At 66.8% G+C, this 17,703-nt stretch carries 12 protein-coding genes and 1 pseudogene; 3 read left to right on the top strand and 10 right to left on the bottom strand.

Annotated elements, in window-relative coordinates:
• Window positions 1-158 precede the first annotated feature (158 nt).
• The 5 genes and pseudogenes from AC1AYR_RS08655 to AC1AYR_RS08635 all read right to left on the bottom strand — a co-directional run.
• Window positions 159-4,556, bottom strand: a complete 4,398-nt coding sequence (locus tag AC1AYR_RS08655; RefSeq protein ID WP_476555163.1) for a transglutaminaseTgpA domain-containing protein — start codon at window positions 4,554-4,556, stop codon at window positions 159-161.
• A gap of 157 nt (window positions 4,557-4,713) precedes the next feature.
• Complete coding sequence (locus AC1AYR_RS08650) at window positions 4,714-5,673, bottom strand: AAA family ATPase (protein ID WP_476511879.1); 960 nt, start codon at window positions 5,671-5,673, stop codon at window positions 4,714-4,716.
• A gap of 206 nt (window positions 5,674-5,879) precedes the next feature.
• Window positions 5,880-6,173 (bottom strand): co-chaperone GroES, encoded by a 294-nt coding sequence (groES, locus tag AC1AYR_RS08645; protein ID WP_034527158.1) that lies wholly within the window; start codon window positions 6,171-6,173, stop codon window positions 5,880-5,882.
• A 161-nt stretch (window positions 6,174-6,334) separates the two neighbouring features.
• Window positions 6,335-7,780 (bottom strand): hypothetical protein, encoded by a 1,446-nt coding sequence (locus AC1AYR_RS08640; RefSeq protein ID WP_476511878.1) that lies wholly within the window; start codon window positions 7,778-7,780, stop codon window positions 6,335-6,337.
• Between the two features lie 155 nt (window positions 7,781-7,935).
• A pseudogene (locus AC1AYR_RS08635) lies at window positions 7,936-8,586 on the bottom strand (GNAT family N-acetyltransferase); the annotation flags it as partial.
• Window positions 8,587-8,801: 215 nt separating this feature from the next.
• Here AC1AYR_RS08635 and AC1AYR_RS08630 point away from each other — a divergent pair.
• The 3 genes from AC1AYR_RS08630 (at window position 8,802) to AC1AYR_RS08620 (ending at window position 10,842) form a co-directional block, all read left to right on the top strand.
• The gene (locus AC1AYR_RS08630; RefSeq protein ID WP_476511877.1) at window positions 8,802-9,503 is read left to right on the top strand and encodes a 5-formyltetrahydrofolate cyclo-ligase; all 702 of its coding nucleotides are present in this window, start codon (window positions 8,802-8,804) and stop codon (window positions 9,501-9,503) included.
• 211 nt (window positions 9,504-9,714) lie between these two features.
• Complete coding sequence (locus AC1AYR_RS08625) at window positions 9,715-9,900, top strand: FmdB family zinc ribbon protein (protein ID WP_476511876.1); 186 nt, start codon at window positions 9,715-9,717, stop codon at window positions 9,898-9,900.
• 231 nt (window positions 9,901-10,131) lie between these two features.
• The gene (locus tag AC1AYR_RS08620; protein ID WP_476555162.1) at window positions 10,132-10,842 is read left to right on the top strand and encodes an SAF domain-containing protein; all 711 of its coding nucleotides are present in this window, start codon (window positions 10,132-10,134) and stop codon (window positions 10,840-10,842) included.
• 46 nt (window positions 10,843-10,888) lie between these two features.
• Here the strand turns inward: AC1AYR_RS08620 and AC1AYR_RS08615 are convergent, their stop codons facing one another.
• From AC1AYR_RS08615 to rplJ, 5 genes are all read right to left on the bottom strand, one after another.
• Complete coding sequence (locus AC1AYR_RS08615) at window positions 10,889-11,089, bottom strand: hypothetical protein (protein WP_476511874.1); 201 nt, start codon at window positions 11,087-11,089, stop codon at window positions 10,889-10,891.
• On the bottom strand, window positions 11,086-14,694 hold the full coding sequence (locus tag AC1AYR_RS08610; protein ID WP_476511873.1) for a helicase: 3,609 nt from the start codon (window positions 14,692-14,694) through the stop codon (window positions 11,086-11,088). The genes AC1AYR_RS08615 and AC1AYR_RS08610 overlap by 4 nt, the downstream gene beginning before the upstream one ends.
• Window positions 14,695-14,708: 14 nt before the next feature.
• Entirely contained in the window at window positions 14,709-16,154 is a 1,446-nt protein-coding gene (locus tag AC1AYR_RS08605) for a variant leucine-rich repeat-containing protein (RefSeq protein ID WP_476511872.1), read from the bottom strand.
• Window positions 16,155-16,369: 215 nt separating this feature from the next.
• Complete coding sequence (gene rplL / locus AC1AYR_RS08600) at window positions 16,370-16,750, bottom strand: 50S ribosomal protein L7/L12 (RefSeq protein WP_476511871.1); 381 nt, start codon at window positions 16,748-16,750, stop codon at window positions 16,370-16,372.
• A 128-nt stretch (window positions 16,751-16,878) separates the two neighbouring features.
• Window positions 16,879-17,400, bottom strand: a complete 522-nt coding sequence (gene rplJ, locus AC1AYR_RS08595; RefSeq protein ID WP_034527148.1) for a 50S ribosomal protein L10 — start codon at window positions 17,398-17,400, stop codon at window positions 16,879-16,881.
• Window positions 17,401-17,703: the final 303 nt, after the last annotated feature.

Here is a 17,703-nt window from a genome sequence, read left to right as displayed (position 1 = left end):
GCTCAGTACGTCAAAAACGTTGAAATTCCAACGAAATCAAAACATGCACTTTTCTAGCCGCATCGGCGTGTCGCGGCGGCATTCCCGGTGGTTTCCGAACCGTTTTCCCTTGCTCGAACACCCGAAAATCACCCGCACACCAATCGCCGCATCACCCCTCATCGGCGTGTCGCGGCGAACAACGCCGCAAGATCGCCGGCCAAATCATCGGTCTGCGGCGCGTCGCCGCCGAACGCGACCGCCGTGGCGGCGCGGGCGACCCGAAGAATCACCGTCCGATTCACGAGACCGGACTTCCGAATCGACGATTCCGCCGCCCCGCCGTCAGCGCGCGGATTGGACATCCCGTCCGCATCATCCGCGCATCCCGGCCATACGTCGACGATGCGATCGGCAATCATCAGATCGGTGTCGCAGTCCTCCCACCGCGCGCCGTATCGCCGTCCCTCGCGACGAATCTCACGCCACGCCGTCCGCCACGCGACCGCGCGCAACGCGGCGGACGCGGCATCGGCGCCCATACCGGCCCCGCCGGACGCGGCGCGGCGCGCGGCGGCGACGCACCGGCGGCGACGCCATGCGCGCACGCCGCGAGGGGCGCACACGCACGCGGCGAACATCACCGCGACCATCGCGCATACGGCCGCGACGCGCCAGCCAACCGGCAACGCCGAACACCATTGCGAGAGCCTCGACAGCTCGACCGGAACGCCGACCGGACCGACCGAATCGACCGAATCGCCCTCCTTCCCGCTCCGGGAGGACACGCCGTCGGAGCGCGTGGGCGTCTTGCCGGTCGCATCATCCGAACCGGTGGACGCGCCACCGCTCCCCGTCGCACCGGATTCGGCGACGGCGGATCCGTCGTCGGCGGACAGCGTGTCCGAAGCGCCGGAAGACGACGACTCCGCAGCCGCAGCCGACCCACCCGCGGCAAGCATGCCGTTGCTCGCGCTCGGCGGCGTCACGTCGAACGGCACCCAGCCGACGCCGTCCAGATACGCCTCCGTCCACGCGTGCAACTGACATGACGCCACCGGGAAATAGCCGTCGGAGCCACGTTCGGACGTGCCCGCGTTATAGCCGAGCACGATGCGCGTCGGCACGCCCAGCGCGCGGCCGAGCACGGCGAGCGCGGAGGCGTAATGCTGGCAGTAGCCCTTATGCCCGGTCTGCGGATCGAGGAAATCGTCGAGGACCTGCATGTTGGAGCGGCCGTCGCCGTCCGGCGCGTCCAGCGAATACGTGAAATGGTTGGACCTGTCGGTGAAATAGTCGACGAGCCATCGCATGGCGCGCACCTGCTCGTCGTAGGATCCGGCCTTCGCCGCGACGCCGTCCGCGCGCGCCTCGCGCACGACCGCGCGCACGTTGGCCGGCAGCGACCGCGGCAGGGACGTGGTGCGCGCGGCATGCGCCTCCTCGTCGGCCGTAGCGATCTGGCTATCGATCCACTGCATCATGCGCTGCCTATCGGTACTGGAGCCGGCTTCGACGGCGATGTACATGGTGGCGCCGTCTGCGTCGAGGATGGTCACCGCGTTCTGCACCCAGACGGGAGACGCCGCGGACATGTCGTCACCGCCATGCACGTTCGAACGCTCGTAGGAGGCGCCATTGCCGGTGTCCTGCAACGGCAGCACGATGACGGCGGCGTCGCCGGACGGCGAGAAACCATAGACGACGCCGTTGCCCGCGAGACCGAGACGATCGTCGAGCGTCTCGTCGAAGGCGATGCGCGTCGGCAGGGACGACGCGTAGGTGCTGACGCGGCCGAGCCGTTCGCCGTTCGCGGCGCGCACGACGCCCTCGCCGTCGACGGATGCGTGGATGACGGCGAACCCGTCACGCAGCTCACCCATGCCCGAATCGGCGAGCGCACGGCGCGCGGCTACCCACTGCGCGACACGCTCCCCGGAGGACTCGTTCTCCCGCGTCACCGCATCGGCGACGGCGCGGATGGGGTCGAGTTCGGAGAACCCGCTCGACGAGGAGATGGGAGTCAAGTACGCGCCCGTCACCGTGTACCGCATGCCGTCGGACGTGGTGTCGGTGCGGTTGATCACGCTGCCGTCGTTGTATCTCAGCCATGAGGAGCCGACACCATCGGTCTCGACGGCGAGACCGGGAACCGGCAGGAACCGCGAGCGCAGCGTGTCGATGTGCACGTTCGCGCTCACTTTGTAGCGGTCGAGCGTGCGCCCGTCGAGGCCGGAGCCCGTAGCGGAATCGGACGCGTCATAGCCGGCATAGCCGACCGTCCACATGTAGAGGCCGAGCGGGTCGCCGGCACGGCGCTGTTCCATCGTGAACCCGTCGGACTCGTTGCGGCCGAGCCGGATGCCGGCGCCGTATAGACCGGCGTCGATGGCGAGGCTGTGGTCGTAGCCCCACGTGTCGCCGTCGAACGTGTCGAGGGTGCTGAGTTTCAGATAGAGGAGCCGATCGGCGTTGTAGGTAAGCACGGTGGAATCGGAGCCGGCGTCGATGTTGCGTTTGAGGTCGATGAGCGGGCTGACCGTGTTCGACGAGAACATGCCGCCGCCCTCGCCGAACGACAACGGCGTGCGGTAGGCGAGGGTTTCGGCGGAGGGCGTGCATGCCAGGGTGATGGCCATGACGGCGAGCGCGGCGAGCAGGGCTGGTGCCGGGTTGACGGGTGGCGTGGCCGTGGCCGGCACCGGGTTGGCTGGTGCCGGGGCCGTGGCCGGCACCGGGTTGACGGGTGGCGGGGCCATGGCTGGTGCTGGTTTGGCGGGGCGGCGCGCACAGGCCGCCCACATGCTCATCGGGAAGGCAACGGCGAACAGGGCCACCGCCCACCACGGGGCGGTATGGCCAAGCATGGCCGAATCGGCCGCCAGCGCGACGACCGGCAGTATGGCGAGCGCCGGAGCGACCCAGCGCCACAGCAGCAGGCAGCGGATGAGCAATACCGCGGCGGCGATGACGACGACAAGGAAGAGATCCGAGGCTGGTGTGACCTTCAATGGCGGCAGCTGGCGGTCGAGCCGGTCGAATCCGAAAGCCAGCGTGCCGGCGAACCGGGACCAGAATCCGCCGTCGCCATCACCTGGCATCGACTGCTCCGAACCGTCGGCGGCCGTCACGGCGTAGCCATCGCGCAACCGGAGGACGACCAGCACGGCCGTTGCGGCACCGAGCACGAAGGCGAAGCCCATCACACGGATGAGCGCCACCCCGATCCGGCGCGCAGGTACGGTCGAGGCGAGTATCGCCGCGGCAAGGCCGGCGGCGGCGAACCATAGCCACCAGCCTGTAGGATTCACCAAGCCGACGAGCGCCTTGAGCATGATGCCGAGGAACACAAGCGACGTCGCAGCGGCGACGACATGCGGAACCACGGCCCGCGCCCATGTCCGCGTCCGAATCTTTGTCTGGCTCCCCGCGCGAGCCCAGATCCGAGCCCAAGTCCGACCCTTTGCGACATTATGCGAGCCCAAAGTGCCGGTTTGATTGGTTCCCGGACGGTTCTGCACGGGCTTCTGCGCAGTTTGGGAATGGTTCTGTGGAGTTCCGGAGCGATGCTGCATGGATTCGGGGCAAACCTGTGGAATCACGACCCGCTCCTGTGGAGTGGGGTCGAGTACACGCACCACCGCCCCGATGGGCGCGCGGCGCAGGGACTGCGCCAAACCGTTGGAATCACTGGCGTCGCACACCAGCACGGCCACCGGACCGGAACGGCGACGCACGATGTTTCCGACCGACACCGCACACATCGCCGGTGAAACTCCACACATCGCCGGTGAAACTCCACAGATCGCCGGTGAAACTCCACAGATCGGCCGCACCGCCGCCAGAAAACGCGTGACGGCCCGCTCCCCCTCGACCGTGCAGACGCCATCGGTGGCCATGACGTCCACATCGCGACCGGCCCGCACGTAGGGCAGCAGCGTGGCGACGGCCCGGTCAAGCCGCCGGGCGTCCACACCATCCGAGCCGTCCGTATTCACCACCAACAGCACGGTGGGTCGTTCGCAGCCCTCGGATTCACGCGTCATCAGTTCACCCCGGTGGGCGCTATGCCGCCACGAGATGCGGGAGAGCGGGTCTCCCGGCTCATAATCCCGGATCATTCCCGAATCCTCGGCTTCGCCCCGGCCTGCCGCACGCCCGCGAACGAGATTATCCATCCACGGCGCGCCCTCAGCCACCTCAGGCAGGATCAAGGTCTCCCCCGTGGCGGCGAGACCACGTCTCGCCGCGAACAATCCGAATAGCGAACGCCACCGCAACAACATGAAGGTCCGCCGATAGCGGCCGCGCTCACACGGCAACGCGCCCACCCACCGGTCCGCGACGTTCCCATACTGGTCCACACGCTCATAGCCCATCGTGACCGTCACCTCGGGCGGCTTCAGCAACCGCGCCGTGAGCGTCTCCCCCGGTCGCCCGGCGAGCACCCACTGCGCCACGGCGACGACGAACGAGCATACGATCATCGAGGCGATCACGATGACCGCGGCCATCAGCATGCGTTCATCGAGCAACAGTCCCGCATAGCAGGCGAGCACACCGAACGCGACCAGCACCAGGCACGGCATCGTGGGACGGATCAGCCCGTGGGGGTGGGTACGCCCGCGCCCATGAATCCGGCCGAATCCGGATGGCCAACCAGTCTTCTTCCGCGCCTCCGCCTTGCGCTGGCGCTGTGTCTTCCTCAGACGCCCCTGTGCCGGCCGTCGCATGTCATGCCCTCGGCGCCGCGATGCCGTGCACTACGTCGGCGACGACTTCCCTCGCACGTTCCAGCCCATCACCGGCACGCCCCACAGTGGTCTCGTCGAGTACGAGCCTGTGCGCGAGCACGGGCTCGGCGAGCGCACGCACATCATCGGGCAGTACGTAGGGCCGCCCGTCGATGAACGCGCGGGCGCGGGCCATCGCGGCGAGCGCGAGACCGGCGCGGGGCGACGCGCCGTACCGTATTCCGTCGCGGTCGCGCGTGGCACGGACGATGGCGACGATATAGTCGGCGATGCGCCGATCCAGCGTCACGCGACGCGCCGCCGCGCACACGGCTGCCGCCTCGGTGGCCGAGCAGACGCGCCGCACGCGGTCGAGCGGATGCGACCAGTCGTCGGCGGTGAGCATCAGCGCTTCTGCCTCGGCGGTCGGGTAGCCGAACGCCGTGCAGGTCATGAACCGGTCGAGTTGCGCTTCCGGCAACGGGTAGGTGCCTTCCAGTTCGATCGGGTTCTGCGTGGCGATGACGAAATACGGGTCGGGCAGCGGATGGGTCTCGCCGTCGACGCTCACCTGCCGTTCGTTCATCGCTTCGAGCATCACGGATTGGGTTTTCGGGTTCGCCCGGTTGATCTCGTCGGCGATGACGATGTTGGCGAACAACGGTCCCGGGTGGAACGTGAACCGGTCGTCCCGCCGCGACCAGATGCTTACGCCGGTCAGGTCGCCGGGCAGCATGTCGGGAGTGAACTGGATGCGGTTGACTTCCCCGTCGATGGCGCGGGCGAACGCGCGCGCGAGCGTGGTCTTGCCGACGCCCGGCACGTCCTCGAGCAGCAGGTGGCCGCCTGCGACGAACGTGACGACGGCGAGTTCGATGGCATCCGGCGGGCATGACAGCGTGTCACGCAGCATCGCGGCGATGCGGGAGGGGATGGCGGACGTATCGGAGGTATCGGTCATGGCTGCGCTCCTTCATGGGGGCATGATCCGTATTCCAGTGTATGAGCGACGCGTGCGGCGTTTCAACTACGCTGCGGGCTGATCCGCGTATGCGCGTGACGCATGGAAGCCGGATACCGATGACACCGGAGACAACCGGAAACAACACCGGAAACGCGAAGACCCCGGCATCGAGCCGGGGTCTTCGTTACGCGTATGCAGATGTCTCAGCCGAGGATGGCGAGCACGTCGCGGGCGCCGATGATGAGGTAGTCCTCACCCTCGTAGTGCACCTCGGTGCCGCCGTACTTGGAGTACAGGACCTTGTCGCCGACCTTGACGTCGACGGGGATGCGCTCGCCCTTGTCGTCGCGACGGCCCGGGCCGACGGCGAGAACTTCGCCCTGCTGCGGCTTCTCCTTGGCGTTGTCCGGGATGTACAGACCGGACGCGGTCTGGGTCTCGGCCTCGGCCTGCTTGACGATGATCTTGTCTTCCAGCGGTGTGAGCTTGATCGACACTGTGGGTCACCTCGTGTTTCTCGTTTGGTTCGATGTCTTCGCGCCGGAAACGCCCAAGAGGCTGACGATCACTTGTACGATCCCAAGCACTGCCTCACATGGTAGCGCGGTTTTTAGCACTCTGCCAACTTGAGTGCTAACGCTGTGAGAGAAACGGACGGTCAGGAGCTGCGGCGGGCGAGGATGGCCTGAAGGTCATGCCCCAGCGAGTCGGAGGTGGCGGCGGGCACGGCGACCCTCGCCTGCTCCTCGGATTCATGGAAGGCATTGACATCGGAGACGCCGGAATCCTGCGGCACAGCGGCGATGACGCTGCCGTCGTTGCCCGCGGTCGCGGCCTCTTCGGGCGCAGCGGCGACATCGACATCGGCAGCATCCCCAGAGGCCTCAGCGGACTCGGCGCTCTTTCCGGCGTCCTTGGCCGGCGCGGTCTCCATCCGCGCCTCCTCGGCGAGCCTGCGTTCCTCGTCGGCGTCGACCGGATCGGCCTTCGAAACCTGACGCATCGATTTGATCTCACGGCTTTCCGGCGCCTGAGGCTTGTCGTCATGCACGTTGCGTGCCTCGCCAAGCGAGAACGAGATGAGATCCTGTGCGGCGATGGCCATGTCGAACGCGTCGAGGGCCTTCGCGGGGCGCACTTCGGACAACTCGGTCGTGGCATCGGCGGGGATGACGGCGGCGCTGTGCCCGCCCGTCTCCTTGACCGCTTGTGCCGGGGCCGCAATCGCGGCCGGAACCCCCGCGGACTGCGGTCCGACGGTCTGCGGTACGACCTGCACGGGCGTGGATTCAGCGAGCGCGGCGGCCGCGCCGACCGTCTTGGGCGCGGACACGTCGATGACGTGCACGTCGGGGGCGTCGAGCTTGCCGTGCGCGGCGAGCGCCTGACGCTGCTCGATCTCCGCCTGGCGCAGCACGCGGCGAATCTCGCGGCGCTCCATTTCGGCGGTCGGCACCTCCTCGCCCCTCACGCCGGTCTGCGTGTCGATGGCATCGTCGGCGAGCGCGGAGGCCATCGCCTTGGCGGAACGCGTCATGCCTTCGGCCTCGGCCTTCACCTTGGCGGTTTCGGCGTCGACGTTCCTGGCCTGCGCGCGCGTCCTCGCCATGCGCGAGCGGCGTTCGCGGGCGCGCGCCTTGGCGACCTTGCGTTCCCATTCACGGGCTTGTCTGGCGGCGCGCGCTCCCAGCACCAGGACGACGGCGTCGAGGGCGATGGGAATCAGCGCGAACCACGGATTGAAGTGCAGCGGGAAGGCGATCGCGGCGACGACGATGGCGATGAGCAGCAGCGATACGACGAGAATCTGGCGTCGACGCACCGCCCGACGGCGCAACCGCCGTACTTCGGCGATGCGCTCGGGGGTGAGTTTGGTCGTGCGCCTCTCGTTCGGCTGCATCAAAACCCCTTTCGCGTAGGTGTCGTCATCGCTGAATCGCGTGCCGCTGTTCTCGTCGACCAGGTGCAGCGACGAGGAGAAGCGATCCTCGCGATGTTCCTCCACGTGCCTCATGCTTCTGGCCGTACGAACCGGCAGCCATGCCACGATCCCGATGAGTACGATGACGAGCACGATGATCGTGCTCAACTGCTCGTAGCCCATAATCCTCAAGAATAGGAGACGGTGGTCACATTGTCCGCATTGTGTCGCGGCGTGTCGATTGCCCGCGTAGGCGCGGGCGGCGTGGCGGCCGGAACGTCCGCGCCCGCCGCCACGTGCGCGTCCGTGGTTCCCGCCGCCGCGGACACGTCGCCGGCGGCGGCGACGAGCCGCGCGGCGAACCCCGCGCCCATGTCCTCCGCGATCAGGCTGAACGTCTCGTGCGAACGCCATGCGCCGGCCACGTACATGTAGTTCGGCCGCAGGCCCTCACGTCGTGCGCCCACTTTGCGCACGACGGCGAGGGAACGCGTGTTCTCCGGCAGGATCGCGATCTCCAGACGATGCAGACGCGGTCCGGTCGGATCGGCGATTGCCCAGTCGGCGAGCATGGCGAGCGCGGTGGGCGCGATGCCGTGTCCGGCGGCGTCCTGCGCGACCCAGTAGCCGACCACACCGGTGCGCATCGCGCCGTAGGTGATCGCGCCGATCGAAATCTGGCCGACGATGCGCATCCCGTATTCGATGAGGAGCACGATGCCGGTGCCGCGTTCCTCATTGCGCCGTTGGATGCCCATCCACTGATTGAACGTGATGCCGGGCCCGTGCATCGGATCGCCGGATTCCCATGGTCTGAGCCATGCGTCGTTGTCCCATCGCACCGTGCTCCACTCGTCCTCGTCGTCCGGGGTCATCGTGCGCAGCGTGATCGGCACGGCTCCGGCCGGCGCGTGGATGACGACGGGCGTGCGGATGGCGTTCGGGTCGACTGGCGCGAACGCGTGACGGATGGTCTGGAATACTGACACGCCCACCATTGTGCCACGCGCATGAAAAACCGGCGGGGTAAGGTGACTCCCGTGAACGGCCGGACTGTCGGACGGGCGAACGAGCCAGAACGGCGGCCCAGAACTGTTCGGAACGGCCCGGAACGGTTCCGAACAGTTCGGAACGGCCCGGAACGGTTCGGAACGGTTCGGAACGGTTCCGAACAGTTCGGAAATACAGCGGGACGGAGGCATGGATGATGGATGATGCGCGTATCGAGGTGAAGCGGCGTCTGCGCCATGAGGCGATCGCCCGGCGCAGGACGGTTGCGGCGGAGGAACGCGTCGCCGCCGGCGTGCGTCTGGCCGGATGGCTGCGTGATCTTCCGTGGCCCGCGTCGGCGCATACGACGACGGCAGCGTGCGTCGCGCACGATGGAGATGACAAGGATGCGACGGATGCCGCAGACATCGTCGATCTCACCGACGTGACGGTGGCGGCCTACGTGTCGATGGGCACGGAGGTTGAGTTGCGCCCGCTGCTGGAGGCGCTGCTCACGGCGGGGGCGCACGTGCTCGTGCCGCTGCTGGGTTCGGGACTGGAGGTCGGTTGGGGCGAGTTGCGTGATCTGGACGGGCTGCACGTCATGGATGAGGCAGGGTCCCGACATCATCGCCCGGACGAGCCGCAGGTCGCGACGCTGCCTCCCGAAGCGTTGGGCGAGGCATCGCTGATCATCGTGCCCACATTGGCCGTGGACCGTTCGGGCACCCGGCTGGGCCGCGGCGGCGGCTGGTATGACCGGGCGCTTGCGCATCGTGCACCGGATGCGCCGGTCGTCGCCGTGTGCTGGCCGTGGGAGCTGCTGGATGCGGATGCGGAACCGTTGCCCCGCGAACCGCACGATCTGCCGGTGAACGGCGCGCTCACGCCGGATGGGGTGACGATGTTCGCGTGACGGTTCGCGCGCGGCGGCGCTTCCGTCACCCGGCCCGCGTCCCGCCCCTCGTTCCGCATGGTGGAAGCCCGCGTCCGCTTCCGACGGGACGTGTCGCGTGAACGATTAGGATATGTACGGTTGCATATGCCGGGACACGCGCGGGACTCGGGCCTTCGCCGGGCGCATGCCGTCGCGTTCCGGGTCGGATTCGTTTCGTTGGAGGATTACGGTGCCTACCTATCATTACCGTTGCAAGAGCTGTGGCTACGATTTCACCGAACGTCAGTCGTTCGATGACGCTCCGATCACCGTCTGCCCCGAGTGCCATGAGGAGCAGGTGCGCAAGGTCTTCTCCGCCGTGCCGATTGAGTTCAAGGGCAGCGGCTTCTACCGCACCGATTCCGGCAAGAAGTAAGGCTCTCCGGTCGCCGTCGCGGCGACCATGACGGGGCATGACAGGCCATGACGAGGCTATGACAAGGCTGACGGGCCCATGTCCATGACGAAGGCGGCGTGTTGGATGATGTCATCCGGCACGCCGCCTTCGTCCGTTCGAACAGCGTGTGAAGATTTATGAGGGCTCCGTCCACATTGCCCGTACGGGTTGCGTCCGGCCACACCGATGCCGGACGCTTGACCTATGAGAATGCCTGATCCGCCTTGGGCGAGGCTCACACGCCCCACGCTCGCCGCCCGCCGCGCCCGCGCACGGCTCGCACGGCTCGCCGCCGTCTGCTGCGTCGTCGCGGCGGCGGCGATCGTGGCGGCGTTGCTGAATTCGCTGGTCGCCACGACGGATGTGGTCGTCGCCTCGCACGGTCTGCGTCGGGGCGACGTCATCGGCGCGGATGACGTGACCGTGGTGGTGACGCCACGCTCCCCCGTCGTTGCCGAAGCGTTCTCCCAGGTCGAGGATGTGGTCGGACGGATCGCACAGAACGATGTGGAGCCAAGACAGCCGCTGTTCCCCACGAACGCGCGCGATGCCCCGGTCGTACCGTCCGGCCGGACGGTACTGCAGGTGGCGGTGTCGAACGACGTTTCGACGCTGGTCGCCGGCGACACGGTGCGTCTGGTCTCCGCAGTGGGCTGCGATACGGGCCAAAGTGGCGAATCAGGCAATGACTCCGGCGGAAACGCAGACGGTGATGCCGGCGGCAGTATGGCGGACGAGTCGACGGATGCGTCATCGTGCACGCTCGCCGACGAGGCGTTGGTGATGGCACGTGCACGTCGTGACGGTAACGCCGGAAACGACGGCGCCGCTTCGACCGTCACCATGGCGATGACGCCCGAAGCGGCGGTCCGGGTGATGGCTTCGGCCGAACTCGGCGCGATCGTCGCGGTGATCCGCTGAGCTCCACACCGAAGGCCGCACCATTCATTAGCCCATCAGGCGAGGTTCACCGTCGTTCGTTGAACACAGCCCAATGCGGCGGCAACTCGTTCAGGATGCGCTTGTCGTCGTCGGCCTCACGCTGGCGTTCGGTCATCATGTCCGAAGGCTCCAGCTTGACGCCGTCCGCGTCGAACCGTTCGGTACCCTCACGCACGACGCGCTTGTGCTTGCGCGGCGTGCGACGGGTGGACGAATACTCGCTCATTGCACCTCCCGGTAGATCTCGCCGACCTTGGCGACGATGCGGTCGACTTCCTTCTCGGGGTTGACGAACGAGCCGACGCTCCACACGGTCACGACCGACCAGCCGAGGACCATGAGGTCGGCGGCGAGCATGCGGTGGCGTTCGCGCGTCGACTGGATGGACATGTATCCGGCGTCGTCGGTGAGCACGGCGAGCGCGAACGGCTTGTCCTTGAGTCCGACGGCCATCGGGATGGTCAGACCGTTGTCGTAGCCGTAGTCGATGGCGACGTCGAGCCCGCGGGCACGGATGCGGTCGGCGAGATCGTTGAACAGCGTGTTGTTGCCGGATTCGCGGCGCGACGGCAGGGCCGGCTCGTCGGGCAGATGCTCCGCCCACGTCAGCAACGTCTTGAGGAGCTTCACGCCCGGCGTGTGGATGCGCTCGTCCTCCATCTCGTCGGAGGTGAACGCGGCCACGATGTCGACGTGATGATCGGCGAGCGCGAGCGCGTCGAGCAGCATGCCGCGACCGCCCATGTCCTCCAGCGCGCCGAACTGCTGGAGCAGGCGCCCGTGCGCGGTCTTCGCGTAGCACATCGAGAGAATCACGTCGGTGGCGCGGGCGCCGGCGACCTCGCGGATGCCGACGAGGCGCACGTGGCGCAGGAAGCTGTTCATCGACTTGTCCTTGGCGGCGAGCGCCTTGAGCTCGGCGCCAAGGCGCACGCGGAACACGTCGGTGAGCGAGACGACGGTGAGCAGGTAGCTGGCGGGCACGATGGTGAACGAGCGCGCGCGTTCGGTGATGAGCCGCACCACCTCGTCGATCTCCTGCTGGCTGGATTCGACCAGTCCGGTGGCGAACACGGGCGTGCCGGTCGCCTCGATCTTGTGGTAGGCGATGTGGCCGCGCGCGCCGTCGGTGCATGCGTCGTAGCGGATGGCGCCGTAGCCTTCGGATTCGAGGAACGCGCCGAGTCGCGGCGCACGGCGCACCGGATGCGACTTCACTTCGACGACGGGCAGCGCGTCGATGAGACGCTTCAGTCCGGGGCAGGTGACGGTGCTGCGGTGGGCGATGATGACGATCTGCTTGACGCGCACGACGATGCTGAGCAGCTGGATGGCGGGAATGTGCGCGCACGCGTCGATGATGGCGACATCGGCGAGCGGCTTCGGCTCGGTGAGCGAGGCGAGCGTGTCCGGCGTGGCCATGAGGATCGGCTTGGCGGCGGCGAGAATCTCCGCGTGGTCGCGGCGGATGCGGTCGAGCGACTGGTGCCCACGTCCGGCGAGCTTCGTGTGCAGCAGGTTCGCCTCCTGAGTGCGGGCGAACAGCAGGTCGCACAGGCGGCGCATCGACTCCTGGGCGACCATCGGGCCGATGGAACGCACGTGTTCGACGTCGACCTGCTCGAAGCGTTCGGTAGCGTTGGCGAGCACAGAGCCGTCCTGGTTGGAGATGATCGGCGAGGAGCGGACGATGTCCTCGAACACGGTGGTCCACCAGGCGAGCTGGAGTTCGGCGCCCACGGCGGAGGAGAGCACGTGACGGTTGGAGAAGTCGGCGACGAGGTCGTTGAGTCCGACCGCCTGGAACTCCTGTTCGAGACGGCAGCGTTCAGGCAGGTCGTCGAGCGACTTGTGGTCGTCGTACAGGGCCTTGAGTCGGCTTTCCACCTCGTTGAAGTCACGCGATTCGAGTTCGCCGCCCTTCGGCGTGGTGTTGAGCACCGTGTCGAGCGCGGTCATGTCGCGCGACATGGTCTCCTGCGCGGTGATCATCTGGTCGAGTTTGGGCGGCAGGACCGGCCATCCGCCGTGCGGCACGAGCGAGCGCCACTGTTCGGACTGCTTCCTGACGATGACGAGCGCGGCGTGCAGATCCTCGACCTGGGCGCCGACGCGCAGCAGGGATTTCGCCTCGCGCGTGTGGCGGCGACGCTCCCAGAATCCCATCGTGGTGCCTTCCGCCTTGCGGTCGGCCTTCGATTTGGTCGCCTCGATCATCGAGTCGACGTCGCGTTCGAAGATCTCCGGCTGGAACACGTCGAGCACGCGACGCAGGTTCTTGAGCACGATGATCTGACGTGACCATTCGCGTGCCGTCGTGGGGACGGGGAATCCGCACGCCTGCACGGTGGAGGCGACGTGCTCGCGCACGGCGGGCAGCACCTTCTGCAGCAGGTCGACGACGCGCTGGTACGCGTCTACCGCATCCTGCTCGCTGGTGATGGTCGCCTTGTACCAAGCGGTGTCGTCGGGACCGATCGTGTATTCGCCGACTTCTGCGGCGCGTTCGAGCTTCGCCGTCCACTCGTCGATGTGCCCGGCGACACGTCGCGCCGTGTTCTCGGACAGGCGCACGTGCGTCGAGGGGTGGGTGGGGGCGACCGAGATCGCCGCTAGGTTCTGGATAGTCTGGTAGGCGGACACGCCCCACTTCTCACTCACCCCATGCAGGTCGCCGAGGTAGCGGGTCAGTCGGGAGCGCACGCCGACGAGCTCGTCGGCCAGCTGGTCGAAATGCTGCGTGGCGACGCCGGACTGGAATCCGACTGCGGTGATGAGCTGACGGTCGATGTCCGCGTTCGCGTGTTCGTCGGCGATGTCGAGCACCATGCCGGATGTCTCGTTGGCGCGCATGACCTGCATGAAACGGCGCTTCTGCTCGGCCACGCCGGGAGCGTACAGCACGGTGCGCCCGTTCATCACGCAGCGGGTGGCGATGGCCGCGGCCTGTTCGACCGTGTCCTTGCCGACGGCCCCGTCGACGGCCACGCTGTGGCCGGACGCGGCGAGCTGGGCCGCGTAGCGCACCGTGTTGTCGACGTCGCCGATCTCGTATTCGCTGTGCGGGTCGGCATCGAACGGACTGTAGTCGGGAATGGGGGCGTCGCGCAGCGTGGCGGCCGCCTCCTTGTCGCCGGCGAGCGCGTCGAGCAGCGTATTGCCGCTGGGGCCTTCACCCAACTGGTCGATGATGCGCTGCGTCTCGCTGAGAATCTGCGCCGACGGTTCCATGAAGCAGCCGAGGATGATGTGGCGCTCGATGTTGAAGTCGCCGACCGCGCCGTTCACGCGCTTCGTGATCTCGGTGAACACGGCGGAGGTCTCCGGTGTGCCGGACGCGTAGTGGGAGCCGTCGAACAGGTAGTCCTCGTCGAGGTCGATGCCGGCGTCGTGCATCGCGTCGACGAACGACGCGTTGAGCGTGACGGTGCCGGTGAACGTGATCGTCGACTGGCCGGGCGTGGGCGAGGAGACCGCCTGCACCGGGTACAGCAGCACCGGACGGGCGTTGCCATGCCACGTGGCGACGCCGACGACGAGCGATAGTTCGGCGACGCCGCTCACGCGCTTCTTGGCGGAACGGTCGTCAAGCACGCGGGTAAGGCGGCGTTCGGCGGCGCGCAGCATGCCGTTGTCGCGGAACAACGATTCGAGCGTGACGTGCCCGGAGGCGAACAGCTGGGCGATGCCCGACGGATGCGCGTGCGTCAGATCGAGCTGTGCGGCGAGCTGGTTGATGTCCTCCAACGGGGAAGGCACGAGGGACGACCGGTACTGGTCGTGCCACTGCCGCAGCCAATCGAGCGTGGGTTTCGTGGATGGTGCGCTCATCGATCCGCTCTCCTTCACTTTCCTACCGCTTCACGGTAATCCTGGTAGCCCACGTTGTGCGCGAGCGCCTCGTCGATGTCGGCGTCGCCCTGTGCGGCGAGCCAGGCATACAGGTCGTCGTACAGTGCGGGGTTCATCGCGAGGAACGGCAGCAGCTCCGCATGACGGGCCATTTCGAACTGGAGGGTCATGTCGGTGGTGTGGCGGGCGTCCTCGGAGGTAAGCCCGTCCACTTCGACCATCGGGGTCTGCGGCTTGTCGAATTCGCCTTTGGAGACTTTGTCGAACACGGACCCCGGTTCGAAGGCTGGCGTGTAGACGCCGGTCGCGTCGTCTTCGAGCTGATCGTCCACGGTCGACGTCGCGGCGACGGTTCCCGCGCCGGTGTCCAACGGCTTGAACGTGACGGCATCCGGCTGCGCGGCGGCAGGCTCCTGCGCGATGGCTGCCGGTTGCGCGGCAACAGGCTGCTGCACGACGGCCGCCGGTTGCGCGGCGGGAAGCTCGACCCGCGGTTTGGCGGCGGGAAGCGCCACCTGCGGGGCGGTGCCGCGGGCCGCGCCGACGACGATCGGCGTGGCCGTGTCGGCGTTCGGCGCGGATTGCGCCGGAACGGATTGCGCGGGCGTTTCGGCCGGCTTGTTCATCGCGTCGACGAACAGGTTGCGCGGCAGACCCGGGTCGATGGCCTTGACGACGTGCAACGGCACCGAATCGGCGGGAGGCTCGACCACGACCGTCTCGGCAGCGGCGGTCTCGCCCTCCTGTGCGACGGCAGGCGACGGCGTGACAGGCAGATCAGTGCGGGAGTCCGCTTCGGAGAACACGATCGGCGGCTTGTCGTCATCGTCCTGGAGTTCGGCGGCGGACGTGACCTGCGCGAACGTGAGCGGCTCGATGTCGTCGGCGATACGGTCGAGTGGCGATGCGGGAGCGGCGTGACGGGCGTGCTGCGCGTTGAAGACGGCCGTGGGCTCGCCGGCACGCAGGTCGAGGATCTCGTCGACGGACATGTCCGCCGCATCAGGCTCCTGACGGACCGTCGTGGCCGTGGAATAGTCGAACAGGTTCGGAATCACGGGCTCGGGCGTCGTATCCGGTTCGATACGCACGAAATCGACCGGCACGTCGCCGAACTGGATGCGCATCGGCGAGACGGGCAGCGGCACGTCACGTCCGGCGGGCAGCCGCATGAGCTCCGCCTTCTCGTTCACCACATAGGAACCGTTCGTCGAGTTCAGGTCGCGCAGCACCGCGCTGCCGTCCGTCGACACGCTGAACCGTGCGTGACGCTTCGACATGGATTTGGTCGAATCGTCGATCTCCAGACGCGCGATACCCTCATCCGGCAGCGGCCGGAGCGGTTTGCGGCCGATTTCCAGGCTTTCGCCCGGACGCACGTTCACCTGGTCCCCGCCGACGACCTTCAATCGCCACTGGCTCGCCGTCTGCTCACTCACCGCGCGGCCTTCCTTTCTGATGATTTCACGCACTATTTCCTATTGTGTCATGCCCCGATGCATTTGTTCGCATTATCGTCCGACGAATCGACAGAATCTCTGCGAGCGTTCCGCCGGAAATACGGGAGACCCCGCACCCATCGAAACGGATGCGGGGTCTCCTGCACGAAGAAACGTGCGAAGCTGGTAATGAGCGGCCTTCCCGACCGCGTGCATTACTTGAGCTCGACGGAAGCGCCAGCGGCCTCGAGCTGCTCCTTGGCCTTCTCGGCGTCTTCCTTCTTGGCCTTCTCGAGGACGGCCTTCGGAGCGCCGTCGACGAGGGCCTTGGCCTCGGCGAGGCCCAGGTTGGTGATGGCGCGGACGGCCTTGATGACCTGGATCTTCTTGTCGCCAACGGCGGAGAGGATGACGTCGAACTCGTCCTTCTCCTCCTCGGCCGGAGCGGCGGCACCGGCAACGGCGGCAACGGCGGCGACCGGGGCGGCAGCCTCGACGTCGAACTTCTCCTCGAAGGCCTTGACGAACTCGGAGAGCTCGACCAGGGTCATCTCGCCGAAGGCTTCCAGCAGCTCATCGTTGGTGTACTTAGCCATTATGGCTTCCTTTCGATTGTTGGCGACGAACTGAATTGAAGAGGTGTGTCCGTCACCTAAAACTTGGTTGCTTTTCAGTTATGACCGTTCGATTCACGCGACGGGGACGAACCCCTGCCACGACGGAATCAGGCGGCCTTCTCCTGCTTCTCGCGCAGCGCATCGATCGTACGCACGGCCTTGGTCGGCAGAGCGTTGAACAGGTACGCGGCCTTGGACATCGTAGCCTTGATGTCGCCGGCGAACTCGGCGAGCAGCTGCGGGCGGGACTTGAGATCCGCCAGCTTGGTGGCGCCTTCAGCGTCGTAGACGGTGCCATCGGCATAGCCGCCCTTGATGATGAGGGCTTTGTTCTCCTTGGCGAAGTCACGGATGGTCTTCGCAGCCTCAATGAAGTCGCCCTTCACGAAGGTGATGGCGGTCGGGCCGGCGAGAATCTCGTCGAGACCCTCGATGCCCGCTTCCTTGGCGGCGATGCGTGCCAGCGTGTTCTTTGCCACAGTGTAGGAAGTATCGCGGCCTAGCTTCTCACGCAGATCGGAAATCTGCGGAACGGTAAGCCCGCGGTACTCGGTCAGGTAGACCGCGTCAGCATCACGGAACTGAGCCGTAAGCTGAGCGACCACCGCTTCCTTTTCGGGCCTCTTCATGGCGTTCCTTCCTAAGTCGGCCGTTGACCTGAGGTTCGGAACGTCTCACCGGGCAATAAAAAAGCCCTGCGCGCAGGCAGAGCAACATAAGGCCGTTTCCGGCGCACCCGTAAATGGGCTTATATCTCTCAACCTGCGTTGGCTCGGCATGCCGAACTTCGGCAGATGCGATTGCACGCACCTGCAACCAACGGTCTGTGGTTTACGAGTGGATAAGTTACGTGGAGCGGCGGACATATAAGGACGCGGCGTGTCGCCGCGACAATTCCCTGCCTCACGACTGCCGCCGCTCGGCCAAGCCTA

Source organism: Bifidobacterium sp. LH_417, assembly GCF_056357035.1.
This window is presented reverse-complemented; position numbering and strand designations above follow the sequence as displayed.